This window comes from Putridiphycobacter roseus, from assembly GCF_003234935.1.
Taxonomy (GTDB): Bacteria; Bacteroidota; Bacteroidia; order Flavobacteriales_D; family Crocinitomicaceae; genus Putridiphycobacter; species Putridiphycobacter roseus.
The window spans coordinates 48164-63076 of sequence record NZ_QKSB01000009.1 but is presented as its reverse complement, the minus strand read 5'-3'; the positions used below and the strand labels follow the sequence as shown (position 1 = coordinate 63076).

Genomic DNA, 14913 nt, shown 5'->3' with positions numbered 1-14913 from the left:
ACAATACGAGCGTATTTTAAATAAATGGTATCGAGAACATTTTACGAAGTAATACTAAAATTATTTAGCTTCTTCAATTCACTTTCGGCTCTACCCAATCACCATATTCCTTAATCAGTTCTACCAATTCATTCACCGCTTCTTCTTCGGTCACGTTTTTCTTGACTACTGTTTTTTCTTTGTAAAGGTTAATTTTTCCCTTACCAACACCTACATAACCATAATCAGCATCTGCCATTTCACCCGGACCATTCACAATACAGCCCATAATGCCAATCTTCAATCCTTTTAAATGGTTGGTCCTGTTTCTGATTTTTGCTGTAGTAATTTGCAAATCAAATAAGGTTCGGCCACAAGATGGACAAGAAATATAGTCCGTTTTTGAAATACGAGTACGCGTTGCTTGTAAAATACCAAATGCCGTACTGGTATTTAATTGTAGGTTAGAACAATTTTCAGTGTGTATCCAAATCCCGTCCGAAAAACCATCAATTAACAAAGCACCAAAGTCGGTAGATGCATAAAGCTGAAAAGCTTCATTGTCGATATCTGCATAGGTTTTATATGGAATAATAGGTGTTTGAATATCAAGCTTGACCAATTCCATAAAAAACCTTCTTTGCTCAGCCATTCGGTGCAAATTATTTGAACTCAATACCAATACTATGTTGCTATTGTTTAGTATATTTTTATGTTCTTTTAAAAGTGCCAATTCATGGGCATCAATGCGGACAAAATTTAATTTACTGGAAGTTTTTGTCGTAGCTTGAAAGGCTTTTATAGAGGGAAATAAAGGGTAAACTTGATTTTTATCTTCCCATTTATCGGCTTTTACTATCACGCCTAATGTTCCTGGCAATTGGAATGTGGGGATGGTATTTTCTGTAAATATATAATCAACCGCTTGTTCTTTAATGTTCCACTTGTCGTCCCCAATGTTGTAAGTGTAACCTGCACCAAAAAGGTGGGCCGGTTTAATGTCATCCACATGCGATAAATCAGAAATAACGACAGGGTGATTTTTACCACCTACATTGATCATTTCCTTAGCATGTCTTCTTTGGTATTCGTATGGATTATAAGGTAATTCGCCTTCAAAAGGGATGATGTCAGCATGATGATGTCGGTTCTCGTAGCGTTCGGCTAATTTTTTAGCGACAGGTATTTCAAATTCTGGTTCTTCAGTTAAGGAAACCCGAATGGTGTCTCCCAAACCATCTTCCAATAAAGTGCCAATACCAACTGCCGACTTAATTCTACCATCTTCACCTTCTCCTGCTTCGGTTACGCCTAAATGCAAAGGATAAATATTACCCCGCTCCATCATTTTTGCCATTAATAAACGGTAAGCATGTACCATGACAATAGGGTTAGAGGATTTCATAGAAATTACCAAATCATAAAATTCATTGTCCTCACAAATTTGGATAAACTCCAAGGCAGATTCTACCATTCCCAATGGAGAGTCACCGTATCTCGACATGATTCTATCGGACAATGACCCGTGATTGGTGCCAATTCTAATGGCCCTTTTAAGTTGTTTACACAATAAAACTAAGGGTGTAAATTTTTCACGAATTCGAACCAATTCAGCTTGGTAAGATGCGTCGGTATATTCAATTTCTTCAAATTTCTTTTTGTCGGCGTAATTGCCTGGGTTTACCCTAATTTTTTCAATGTGTAATGCTGCTACTTCTGCCGCATTGGGTGTAAAATGGATGTCGGCAACAATAGGGGTATGGTATCCTTTTTCGTCCAATTTTTGACGAATTACTTTTAGGTTTTCCGCTTCTTTTTTTGAAGGAGCGGTATATCGCACCAACTCGCAACCCGCATCAATCATTCTGATGGCTTGGTCTACTGAATTTTCAGTATCCATTGTATCGGCAGTAGTCATTGATTGCACCCGAATTGGGTAATGTGCACCAAAGTAGATATTTCCTACTTTAACAGCTTTCGTTTGAACACGTTTGTATTCAATTAAACTATTGCAATACGGTGTGTTTTTTTCCATAGGGGATAAATTTAAGGAGAAAATAAGCTAATCCGACTCAGAAAGGGTCAATATTTCTTCTAAAATAATGCGGTCGTTGCTCAATCGTGGAATTTTATGTTGTCCACCTAGTTTTCCTTTTGATTTTAACCATTTATCAAAACTGCCTTTTGGCATTTGACGGACAATGGGTGCTTGTAAGGATAAATCAGATTCTCGTTTGGCTTCATAGTCCGAATTAAGTATTTTTAATTGACTGTCCACCGTGTGTGCAAATTCGTGCAAGTGCGCCGGAGGATTGATGAATTCTATTAACCATTCATGTGCTCCTTTTTTACCTTCCGACATGTACTTTGGGGCTACGGTATATTCTCTAATGCTCGCTTGGTGTGTTTCACATGCCTTTCTAATGGCTTTATCCGCATTTTCAACAATGACTTCTTCTCCAAATGCATTGATAAAACTCTTGGTTCTGCCTGATAACGTAAAGCGATATGGTGTAGTGGTGTGAAATATCACCGTGTCGCCAATAATATGTCGCCACAGACCTGCATTCGTTGAAATTACGATTGCATAATTTTCGCCGATTACCACATCTTTTAATGGAATAACGTGAGTTGAGTCAATGCCATTGAATTCTTTCATGGGAATAAATTCATAATAAACCCCATAGTCCAACATCAATAATAAGGATGGATTTGATAAATCGTCTTGAATGCCAAAAAAACCTTCGGAGGCATTATAAGTTTCCAAATAATGCATGTCGTCAAATGGAATCAATCGTTTAAATTCAGCACGATAGGGTTCAAAACTTACACCACCATGCATGAATAATTCCAAGTTGGGCCAAACTTCTCTTAAGTTAGATTTGCCAGTGATTTCTAATACGCGATTGCAGAGTACCAAAGTCCAGCTTGGAACACCTGCCAATATGTAAACGTCTTCATGGATGGTAGCCTGAGCTAACTTTTCAATTTTCTCTTCCCATTTGGTCATTAAAGCGATTTCTTTGGCCGGCGTTCGTCTAATTTCTGCCCACCAAGGCATGTTTTTTAATATGATGGCCGATAAATCACCAAAATAAGAGTCGGGACTGAGGTAATTTATTTCAGCGGAACCACCAATGATGAGGTGCTTTCCCTTGTATAATTTTCTGTCGGGAATTTGATTGTAGTAAAGGCTTAGTAAATCCTTACCACCTTTATAATGACATTCTTGTAGGCTTTCTTTAGTGACAGGAATGAGCTTACTTTTTGAATTAACTGTTCCAGAAGATTTTGCAAACCATTTGGAATCTGTGTCCCATAATAAGTTTTGTTCGCCTGCCAATAGACGATCAATGTATGGTTTTAAGGTGTCGTAGTTGGTGAGTGGTACATTGTCAGCAAAATCTTGCGGCGACTGAATAGTTTCAAAGTTATATTTTTTCCCCCATTCTGTATTCTTACCGTGTGCAATAAGTTGCTGAAAAACGTCATTTTGAACTTCTTTAGGATATTTTTTAAAGAGGTCAATTTGATGAATCCTTTTTTTTATTATCCAAGAAAATATGGAATTAAAAGGCATATTCATATACTATGTAAAGACAGTTTAATTGTCTAAAGAAGTTTGTTCTTAAAGAACAAAAAGCAAAAGGAAGACTACCGTTAAGGCAAGAACTATATAAATCGGTGACAATATATCAGTACTATCATCAAAGTAAGTGTATTTTTTTTCGTCGCTCATGATCTTAATTTTTTTGTAAAGATATATAAATATTCAAATTCCTTAAAAAGTCAAACCAATAATTTTTGCTTTTCTACCTAATTCTAACAATAGGTACATGTTTTCTTCATTTATCTGCAGTGATTTTTTTGCATACAGTAAATAATTGCCATCCGTATTGACGTGTTTTCTTATCGCAGTCCCATTATTTTGTATTTTCACATAAGTCAAAGCATTCCTTCTTCCATTAAATAGTGGTTTAATGTTTTCGGTGTCTTCAATTGGTATTTCTACATTTTTTTCAAAATCGTTATAAAACAAGTATAAATCATTTTGGTATTTAAAACTTGCAAAGGAAGAATAATAACCCCTGTCATTAGTAGAGTTTTGAATTTTAGGAATTCGCTTTAACCATATAAATTCACCAGCAGCATTAAAATAGGCAACTAAAATTGTTTCGTAATTAAAATGTTCTGTGGTACTGGTTGTATTTGTTCTTGGGTCATAAACACGATCGATATAGGTGTAAAAATGCTCAGCAACCATATAGAAAGAACCGTCGTTTAGCATGACTATTTTTCTTAAATGATAATCTTCTAACTGTGAATCTTTACTTCCTTTAGGCAGGAAGGATTTTAGCTCACTATCTGACAGTTTTTTATAATTATTTTGAACAATTTCATAGTTTTCATCTAATTCCAGATTGAAAAAAGCATCTATAGCATGGTCTCTTGTTGAGTTGGCAAAACCAGCTATACTTAAATGCCCGTTTGATTTGATATTTAACGCTATGCCATTTAACCATTTTTGTTTTAACCTTAAATCTATTTCTTTTAAAAAATTTAATTCGTTATTGTAGACCCATAAGGTGTATTTATTGGTCAATAATTTAATGTCATCTACATTTGGATTTCTATTGTTATTAAATCCGTAATTGCACAAAATGTAAACTTCATTTTGGTTTGCGAGTTGAATTTTTTCAATATTTATTCTACTAACCGCGTTTAGGGAGATTAATTCTTTTTGCCAGAGAACATTACCCGTTAAATCAAAGTTAGTTAAATCTACTACTTCTTTATTGTTGATGTTGTGGGGGTGGTTTTGTGCCATTAAAATGGACTGTTGGTCGTTACTGACACTAAAAACTATATTCGTTTGATCGTACTTTGCTATAGAGTCTACAATACTAAAACTTTGAAGGGTTAGGTCTTCAGAATAAATGAAAAGTCCTAGTGAAGTAGTCTGTTCTTTGATGTGGGTGAAAATGGAAAACAAGTAAATTTTATTCTGTACTAATAACACCTCGTAAGGGTCTACGTAATAGTTTTCGTTTGGATTTGTATAAATATCCGTTTCTTTAATTAGTGTTAAGTCAGACTTATAAAACTTTCTGGTAATGAGTTCTTTCTTTTTTTTATTGGAATATATGTAATCAATAGTATACAGTGCAGATTGATCTTCACCTACAAAACCATTAAACGACTCTGCTTTAGAACGGGCAAATTCATTTCCTTCTATCACACTTTTCACTTGCGAAAAGCCTGTAAAGCTAAGGAAGAAAAAAAGGAATAAAATCTTGAAGGATTGCCACATTTATTTCAATTTTAAAGGTCTTTCTTTTAAGGCAATTGCTTTGTTTTTATTAGCCAATTGTCCACATGCTGCATCTATGTCTTTCCCTCTACTTCTTCGAATGTTTACTACTAAATTAAGAGATTCTAGAAAAGCCGCAAAGGCATCTACTTTTTGTCTGTCCGCTTGTTCATATTCTCCATCATCAATTGGGTTGTATTCAATGATGTTAATTTTAACGGGGACATTTTTACAGAAATCAGCTAATTGACTTGCATCTGCTAAAGTATCGTTGAAATCTTTAAAAATGATATACTCGAAAGTAATTCTTTGTTGTGTATTCGCATGGTAATTTCTTAATGCTTCTGCTAACCTATCTATAGAATTAGAATCATTAATTTCCATGATTTTACTTCGCTTTACATCATTTGCTGCATGTAAGGATAAAGCTAAGTTTAATTTTAAGGGTGCTTCCCCCATTTTTTCAATCATTTTAGCAATGCCAGCTGTAGAAATAGTAATTCTTCTTGGAGATATTCCAAGTCCATCTTCGCTACAAATTCTGTCAGAACCCTGCATTACGTTGTTGAAGTTAAGCAATGGTTCCCCCATGCCCATAAAAACAATGTTGGTCAAATTGATCTCGTAATGTTCTTGTGATAAGTTAGTCAATAACAATACTTGGTCATATATTTCGCCTGGACTTAGATTTCGCATTAATTTTAACCTTCCAGTTGCACAAAACTTGCAAGCTAAGCTACAACCTACTTGAGAGGAAATACAAGCGGTTACCCTGGTGTCTGTTGGAATCAAGACTCCTTCGGTAACGTGTCCATCAAAACTGGTAAATGCTACCTTAACGGTACCATCATTACTTTTTTGTAAATCGGTAATTTTTAAAGCATCTATAAAGTATGTTTCATCTAAGGCACTATTCAGTGCTTTAGGAATATTTTTCATTTCTTCAAATGTGCGTACCCCTTTTTTCCATAACCATTCATATACCTGCTTGGCACGGAACTTTTTTTCCCCTAAGTCTATCACTACTTTTGTGAGTTCTTCAAATGAAAGGTTTCGAATATTTGCTTTACCACTTACCATACTATTCACAAAGGTAGTGAGTTTTATTACAAGTCCTGCATATATCTATTTTTAAGGAAATAGATTTTAACTTATTTTTAATATACACCACCAATTTTTCTGTCTTTTAATAAATCGTCTTTATAAGTTGGTAGTGTGGTTGGAACGGCTGTCATACCTGTTGTGTCGGTTAAAGATTGCATAAAAATAATTAACTGCTTAATTTCTGTAGCGTTTAAATTCAGTTCATCACTAGGCAAGGTAGTATTTTCTGGAGCAATTCCCCAACCATGTCCTCCGCCAATATTGTAGAATTCTACCACTTCTTCAAGTGTATTAAAAACGCCATTGTGCATATATGGAGCTGTTAGTTCTATGTTTCTAATCGTAGCAGTTTTGAATGAATTTTTATAAAAGTCCGCCTTTTCCTTGGGTCTTCCATTTCCATATCGCCCTAAATCCTGATCCAAAATTGCTTTATTGATATCGTTATAGGCAGGAACACCCAATACTTCAGATTCTGTTTCTACATATAGTGGCGGTACTAAGCCGCTAAAAGTGGGGATAAAATGACAGGTAGCACAAGCTGCTTTTCCAGTGAATAAATTAAATCCGGCTTCTACATCTTTAGGAACAGGAATTTTTCCTTTTATACTTTGGTCAAAAACGGAATTAAAAGATTTCAATGATTGAATAAATGCGGAAAGACTACTTAAAGTGGTTTGACGATTTATTTCTTTTATTTCAGGGTATGCTTCTTGGAATAATTTTTTATAGGTAGAATTGCTATTTAATTTCCCTAGGATTTCATTATAATTTGTGTTTAGTTCTTTTGGATTAAAAATAACATGTTCTGCTTGTGCTTCTGGTGATCCAGCTCGGTTGTCCCAAAAAAATCGAGTACTAAATATGGCATTGATTAAGGTGGGTGAATTGCGATCGATATGGCCAATTTCATTGAATGCTACACTTGTTTTTAAACCATCTGTAAAGCCTTTTTCTGGGTGGTGACAAGAGGCACAGGCCCTTTTATTGTTTTTAGAAATGATTGGATCATAAAACAAAGTTTTTCCTAAAGCTATTTTCTTTTCTTCAATACCTGAATTAGCATAGTTAGCAAAGTAATCCGCATTAAAAAAGTCGGTATCAAAAATGTTTTCTGTCTCATAATTTACAGCATATCCAGATTTTACAACCATGGTTTTTGTTTCAATAAATAGTTCTTTTTGGACTTGTAATATTATACCATAAATAGGGTTTAAAAATTGTTTTATAAATTGATAACGATTGAATGCATCCATTTCTTTTACTTCAAAAAAAGAATGCCCTTGTTTAAATATTGTTTTCAATTTCACTTGCTCGTTTTCATTTAAGAAACCATAATAAGCGCTTGCTGTTTTTTCTAAGTTTTTAAGGGTGATATTATTTTCAACTAAAGAATTGAATCCGGATGGGGAATCGAAGCCTGTAATGCCTAAGGCTGTAATACGGATAACTTGTGTTCGCATGGCTTCAAAAACAATTCTTTCGCTTAGATAAAGAGATGGTAAACGATTTCCAAATTCAATAATTCTAGCTTGTAATTGTTCGACTAATAGTTTAAATTCTGGTAAATTTTTTTCAAATAAAACTTCTTCTGCGATTTGAAAGCCTTTTGGATTAAGGATGGTCATGTCGTCCGTTTTTCGTTCTATTTTTAATAAGGGCGCTCCATTAATGTAGTCGTTTATAAATTCCGGGTCTAAAAAAGCGACTAGTAATTCCACATTTTTGTAGGCATTTCTGCTATCAAAAAATACTTGTGTTAATGCTTCCCAATCTATTTTTTCAACCAAAGTAGCCCTTTGTAATTGATTGACTTCCTCCACCAATAAGGCATAGTTTTTTATTAAATCTTGTTTTAAAAATACACTAGGTTTTGTATTTGCATTAACCAGTTGAAGGACTGTTAAAAAAACGAATAGGATACTTGTCTTAATCATAATTGTTGCTTGAATAGAAACACCCACCATTCTTCACAAATGGTGGGTGTGTAGATAATTGAAGAAAATGCTTACTCGACAATTAAAGTTTTAGTTTCTTTTTCTGCTGTTTGGATAATATATGTTCCAGAAGAAAGACTAGAAACGTTGATTTTATTTGTGTTTCTTAATACTTGGATTAAGTTGCCATTCATATCGTAAACACCTACGTCTGTAGTTTTGTTTAAGTGAACCACATTAATTGCTGGATTAGGATACATTTTTAATTCGTTTGCATCATAATCAACTTTTGGTGCACTTAAAAATCCTTTATCAAATCCTGTTAATGCTATGGTGCATGAGTTATTATAAGGGAAAGGATTAGAAGAGCTAGGATGTTGGCAGTTAAATAAAATGGTTTTTCCATCAGGTAAACCTCTTACACCTGTAATCTCTGCGCCAGTAGGCACTTCTGCAATTCTAATTAAATCGTTTAATGATGGGCTGTTAATGTCCATGTCTAACATAAACAATTCACAAGTTTTGTTAGATGTTCCCATTGGCATTCTTCCGTTAGATGTACCATTTAAATCTTCACATATTAGCATATATGTTTTTTCGCCAATGGTAATAAATCCTAAACCATCAGGGTTAGATAGATGAGTACTTGGGTAATCTGTTGGATCAACATTACTCGCAAAATCAGGTCCACCTTCAATATGTACGCTAATGTCACTATTTGTCATGTCTAATTTTAGCACACGGCCGTAGTAATCTCTGTAATCACTATCGTCTGGTCCAGTTGCATATTGCATGTTTGCTCTAGCTATGTGGTGTTTTGCAAAAATACCACCATCTGCATATTCATCATTCCATGATCCGGCTGGATTATCTCTACCTGTTTCTGTAATGTAAACATTACCATCTTTAGGGTTATATGAAATCCATTCTAATCTGTTAAACATTGTCGCACCTAAAGCAATTGCTTCATCTTGAAAATGTAATAATTTATTAAAATCACTATTGTCTAATTCAATCCATTTAGTAGGTGCATCTTCTTTGTAGAAATAAGTTTTCCCAACCGTAAAGTCTCCAGCGACATCTGCTACAAATTTAGTTAACATACCTGGTGTATTATCAGCACCTAAAATCACCGTTTTATTGTCCGGTAAAATTGCACCACCTTCAAAAGGTTGACGACCCCAGTTATATTGTTTTCTTACTGCACTTGCTGTTTTTGGATCGATTTCAACCATGTAGTTGAAGTTCTCATATTTAGCAACTGTTTGTCCATCCGCAACAGCGATTCCTGAACCTGTAATGGTAAAATCTGCTGTATCTCTAACACCTGCACCATTAGCATATATGTCTGATGTGCCATATCTAAACCATTCTTCAGCGGTCCAAATACGACCATCTGCAGAGGATTGGATACCACCACAATTCATACCTGTTTCACCTACTGTGTTTGCGAAATCAACATTGAAATATTCACCTGTTCTACCATCCGCTAAGGTTTGTGAAACTACCATCAAACTATCCGTTACTGGGTCTCTTTTAATTTTGAATACGGTCATCCCCCCGCCATCACCAATATTGTCATCCGCCAATACCATTTCGTGATTTACTGAAAGCCATCCTAAATCATTAGATGTATTATCTGGTGTAAATCCAATAAAGTCATGCCATTGTTTTGCTGGAAAAGCACCTGCTGGATTACCATAAGTGTCTGTCGTTTGTACCATGTGGGTTCCACCAATAAAAAGGACTTGTTTTTTTATTAATGAAGATGGTACATATACAGTATCTGTTTCATTGACGAAATCAATGTGTGGATTAAAGCCTAATTGGGCGCTTGCTCCTAAAGTTGCAAATAATCCTGCAAAAAGTAAAGTTTTTTTCATGAGTCGATTGTTTAATTATTTTGTTCGGCACAAAATTATCGAGAACATAAAAGAACTTGGTTAAACCAATTTTACCTGTTTAATAATATTAGAGGAGATATTAAGCTAATTATGTTAGCCTGTTGTTATGAAATTTGCACTACATTATTTATAAAATAACCCAATGTAAATATTTAGAATGATTCAATTTAAGGATAAATTCAAAGGTAAAACTACCTTTTAGGCTTACCAATCCTAACTTACTGCAAAGTAATTCCATTCTAATTGAAAGATTAGTAGGGAGGTAAACTGAAGGGGTTCTGTATGGGTATAGAGGTAATTATTAATGCTCCCACGTATTTGTTCTCGTCTAATTTTCCTTTAAATATGCAGTATTGTATGATTAAATAAATGACAACAAGAATTATTGCAAATACATGCCAATATACACCTACTGTTAGGTCATAAAAGCATGCCTACATTGCCTATTGTTTTTTATTTGTTTAATTCCTTGTGCTTCCGTGACCTAAAGCGACCACAAACATAATTTTAACACTTAAATAAACGAATTTAAATACTTGAATCAAAGGATTCTTCATTGTGAATTTATTCAATTTGGTAAATTTCATAGTAAAAGTTATTATTTATTCTGGAATAATCCACCAAAATGGTTTCATTTTGGCTTTGTATAAAAACGCATAATGGAGGGTTAGTTTTAGCCAGTGACCTGCTAAACCAATATCTCCAAATGTTTTCCCTAGTTTTCTTCCTTGGGTTTTCGGATATTTTTTATAATCTGGTACAATAGGAAAAGTAGTTATACTGACACCGCTACCAGAAAAGGCTCCATAACCTGCTGATGCAATACAGGCAGCACCCATATTTGCCATTGATCCTTTATGTGAAAGATTTTTATTATTGTTTTTAATCTGGTCTATTATGTTGTCAGCTACCAATTTGGCGGTGATTCCTGAGGGCATACCAGTTCTTGGTGGTGCGGGATAGATTTCTGTGCCGGCTTCATTTTTTCTTGGTCTCGAAATGCTATGGGGTGGCGCGAAGGCAATACCAGGCGCAAAAATATTGTCGTAACTTGGGTTTTGATAAGTTTCAGGCCAATCTTGTGCAGTCCATTCTTCGTATGGTTTTGAGGAGTAATCGGCATCCACTAGCATAAATCCTTTGAATAGTTTACTCGTGTTTTCTTGTCCAGCTTTGTCGTATGACTTAAATCCATGGCCTGAAAAAGCAGGAATGAGCATGGCAAAGTCAAAATGGGCCTCTTTTCTTTCTCCCGCTAAATTTTCATAAAAGGCTACACCCTTTTCTATTTTGTTTACACCAGATTTTGTAATCCATTTAATTCCTCTATCTTCAAAAACAGATTTGACCATTTCTGCAGAAGAGATATTCTTTCTTCCGTATTTTAAAAGCATCCCGTCCATTCCAAAATCACCCAAGTCATATTCATTCGACAACCAAGTAATTTCAAATTTATCTCTTAAGCCAGAATCATTAATTACTTTTTCGACATTTAAAATGTATTCAAAAGCTGCACCTTGACAAGTAGATTTGGCATGTCCAGTTCCAATTATAATTTTAGCATTTTCTCCCGTTTTTTTTACGGTTGCTATTAATTCTTTTAGTGCTTTCCAAGCCTCAGTAGCATGACCAAATGTACATACTGAATAAGTATTGTGTATGCCAGGAATAAGACCAGGCGTTAAGTCAAAGGCTAATTTTGGACCGGTTGCATTGATCAAGTAATCATAGTCAACTAACTCTTCTGTGCCTTCGCGCTCTCCTGTCACATATTCAACTTTTACATGTGGTTTTATTAACTGATTTGAACCTTCTGGATAAAAGGACATGACTTTTGCTTGTTTGAAACCAATGCCTTTTTTCTTGTAAAGTGGTTTCAGTGGAAATATAATGTCTTTTGATGTCATTTTACCAATTCCGACCCAGATATTTGAAGGCACCCATTGGTAATTGCTATTTGGTGACACTACTAAAACTTCATGTGTTTTATTTAATTTTCTACGTAAATGCGCCGCGGCCGTATGACCCGCAATTCCGGCTCCAAGAATAACTATTTTTGCCATAATTAAATTGTATAATAATACGAAGGTAATGGCTAGCGCTATTAAGTAATGTCACATTTATTACACTTGCTTTTACAGGTGTAATTTTACTAGGGGGTTAATAAAAGTTCTTGTTTAAGAAGATTAATACTAGCACAGTCCAAATAGCTGCATTGACTAATTTATTATCTTCGCCTACATGCGTAGTACCCTTATTGTCCTTTTACTTATTTTTCTTCCTCCTATTTTAGGGGTCATTATTGCGATAATTATTGGAAATGCAATTTTTGCAATTTTTGTTTGGATTCTTACCGTGGCTATACTTGTCTATATTTTGATGAAATACACCTATAAAACCAAGTCTGGAGCGGGTTTTTTGGGAAATGAAGAAAAATACTTAACCGTTATTTTTAAGTTGTCGATAAAGTTGATGGCTGTTGATGGAGAAATTAGTGACAAAGAAATCACTTGGGTAAAACAATCTTTGAAAGATAGTTTTAAAGATAAATATGCTGAAAAACACATTACCGAATTTGTAGCTCTTTTAACAGTTGAGGAAAACTTATTTACTATTTGTAAAACCATTAATCGCAATTTTGGTCCAGCAGAAAGGGTACAAATGATAAATTTTTTGATAAAACTATCGGCTATTGATGGGAAAATATCAGACGAAGAATTTGTGTTGCTCGAGACGATTGCAAAATACCTTCATGTCCATAAAAAAATACTGATTTCCATATTGGCTATGTTAGGGTATCAACCTAATGAAAAAGAGCAGAAACGAAGATACCAACGAAACGCCGTCCCTTCAAAAATTGGACTAAAAAACAGTTATCAAATTTTAGGTGTAAATGAAAATACTTCTGATTTAAAGGTGAAGAAAGCTTTTAGAAAATTGGCTAATATTCACCATCCGGATAAAATTTCTCATTTGGGTGAAAAATTTCAAGAAAGTGCAAGTATTAAGTTTCAAAAAATATTGGAAGCGTATGAGAGGGTAAAAGTGAGTCGTGGAATGTAATTTGGAAATGTGTTATCTTGTAACAAAAAGTTAAAATGGATTTAAAAGGCAAAAAAATATTAGTGACTGGTGGAAGTTTGGGTATTGGTAAAGCAACTGCGCTGATGATGGTTGAAAAAGGGGCTACTGTTTTAATCACTGGTCGCAATAAAGAAAGGGTTGAAAAAGCTGCCCAAGAAATTGGTGCCATGGCTATGGTGTTTGATTTAGCTGATACTGATCATATAGCCGAAAATGTTGCAATCGTTTTAAAAAAATTAGGGGGTATTGATGTCTTGTTAAATAATGCAGGTATTGGTGAGTTTGGGTTATTAGGAGATATCACCTTAGCAGGTCTGCAACGTGTTTTTAATACCAACGTTTTTGGACTAACCATGTTAACACAAGCTTTATTGCCGACTTTTAAAGAGCAACAAAGTGGGAATATCATTAATATCGGGTCTACCGCGGCCTTAAAAGGCTTTGCACATGGTTCGGTTTATACCGCTTCTAAGTTTGCTGTCCGCGCTTTGACCCAATGTTGGCAAGCAGAACTCAGAAAAGACAATATTCGTGTGTTTTTAGTCAACCCTTCGGAGGTCACCACAGCGTTTAACCAAACCGATCGTGTGGAAAAAGAAGTGGTTGATAATAAATTAAGGCCCGAAGAAATTGCGCATGTAATTGTACAAAATTTAGAAATGGACAACCGGGGATTTGTACCCGAAGTCAGTGTTTGGGCGACCAATCCTTTTTAGGGAAAATTATAAGGTATAGCGGAAGCTAATAGGAATTGCTAATTCGAATTTGAAAAAATGCGATACATTGGATACTAATATTATTTATTGATCTGTTGGAAGATGTTAAAATGTGACATGCTGCTATTGGATTTCTTTTATCATTTTTTTTAATAAATCATCATCTTTTTTTGCCCAGAATACATCATCATCATCACCACCCCAAATCTCTAATGTATTTAAAATAAATCCTTTTACACTTTTGGAGTCGTGAACTTTTATTAACTTTCTTTCTTCTTTTTGAGAAATAATTTCTTGTGTGAAAAATATGAATTCACATTCGATACCTTTTTTTTGATAATAGCTTAAAAACTCTTCCGCTTTGTTTATTATAAGTTTGAGGTTTTTATTTTTGTTAATTCTATAATGGTATACGAATTTTAGCTTTTTACTATTATCGAAAGAAGTCATTCTAAGAATTTTTCTTTCATAACTTTTTCTTTGTGGCTCATTATTCATTACATCATGATGAGTGAATTCAAATCCATTTTGATGAATTTCAACATATATATCATCAGATTGAGAGTAGTGCTTGTTTCTGACTACTTTATTTTCACCTACATAATCATAGAATAGGTGTTCTGTGGATAAAAGATTTTGATAATTATCTTTTTCTAATTTTATTGCGTAATCTAAATTACTCCTGCCGTGTGAATAAGGCGTGCTGAAGCTTTTTAAATTGTGTCTATCTAAAATATTGTCTGTCAGACAGTTTTCGCCGATAGAAAGATAGTGTGTATCTGATTCTTTTTTTATTAGATCTAAATATTTTTTTTTAACTTCTTTAAGTAATTTTTTCAATTTCATATAAAAAATATGTTTGTAATTTGGAGAGGTTT

The 14913-nt window shown here is 34.3% G+C and carries 10 protein-coding genes; 2 read left to right on the top strand and 8 right to left on the bottom strand.

The features are described 5' to 3' along the window. Nucleotides 1-73: 73 nt before the first annotated feature. The 7 genes from ispG to DNU06_RS13460 all read right to left on the bottom strand — a co-directional run bounded on the left by ispG (nt 74) and on the right by DNU06_RS13460 (nt 12298). Nucleotides 74-2014, bottom strand: coding sequence for a (E)-4-hydroxy-3-methylbut-2-enyl-diphosphate synthase (ispG, locus tag DNU06_RS13490; RefSeq protein ID WP_111064019.1), 1941 nt, complete (start codon nt 2012-2014; stop codon nt 74-76). Nucleotides 2015-2041: 27 nt separating this feature from the next. Next, on the bottom strand, nt 2042-3559 hold the full coding sequence (locus DNU06_RS13485) for a GH3 auxin-responsive promoter family protein (protein WP_111064018.1): 1518 nt from the start codon (nt 3557-3559) through the stop codon (nt 2042-2044). Between the two features lie 201 nt (nt 3560-3760). Further along, nucleotides 3761-5290, bottom strand: a complete 1530-nt coding sequence (locus DNU06_RS13480) for a hypothetical protein (protein WP_111064017.1) — start codon at nt 5288-5290, stop codon at nt 3761-3763. Next, on the bottom strand, nt 5291-6370 hold the full coding sequence (rlmN, locus tag DNU06_RS13475) for a 23S rRNA (adenine(2503)-C(2))-methyltransferase RlmN (RefSeq protein WP_111064016.1): 1080 nt from the start codon (nt 6368-6370) through the stop codon (nt 5291-5293). Nucleotides 6371-6447: 77 nt separating this feature from the next. After that, nucleotides 6448-8331: a cytochrome-c peroxidase gene (locus tag DNU06_RS13470; protein ID WP_158526901.1), complete on the bottom strand. Its 1884-nt coding sequence runs from the start codon at nt 8329-8331 to the stop codon at nt 6448-6450. Nucleotides 8332-8402: 71 nt separating this feature from the next. Next, complete coding sequence (locus DNU06_RS13465; protein ID WP_111064014.1) at nt 8403-10214, bottom strand: alkaline phosphatase PhoX; 1812 nt, start codon at nt 10212-10214, stop codon at nt 8403-8405. Between the two features lie 623 nt (nt 10215-10837). Next, entirely contained in the window at nt 10838-12298 is a 1461-nt protein-coding gene (locus tag DNU06_RS13460) for an NAD(P)/FAD-dependent oxidoreductase (RefSeq protein ID WP_111064013.1), read from the bottom strand. A 178-nt stretch (nt 12299-12476) separates the two neighbouring features. On the opposite strand from DNU06_RS13460, the gene DNU06_RS13455 reads away from it, so the two are divergent. Further along, nucleotides 12477-13298 carry a TerB family tellurite resistance protein gene (locus DNU06_RS13455; protein WP_111064012.1) on the top strand — a complete coding sequence of 274 codons (822 nt, stop codon included), beginning with the start codon at nt 12477-12479 and terminating at the stop codon, nt 13296-13298. 35 nt (nt 13299-13333) lie between these two features. Next, nucleotides 13334-14035 (top strand): SDR family oxidoreductase, encoded by a 702-nt coding sequence (locus DNU06_RS13450; RefSeq protein WP_111064011.1) that lies wholly within the window; start codon nt 13334-13336, stop codon nt 14033-14035. A gap of 123 nt (nt 14036-14158) precedes the next feature. Here DNU06_RS13450 and DNU06_RS13445 read toward each other — a convergent pair whose 3' ends face one another. After that, nucleotides 14159-14881, bottom strand: coding sequence for a DUF1796 family putative cysteine peptidase (locus DNU06_RS13445; RefSeq protein ID WP_111064010.1), 723 nt, complete (start codon nt 14879-14881; stop codon nt 14159-14161). Between the last annotated feature and the right edge of the window lie 32 nt (nt 14882-14913).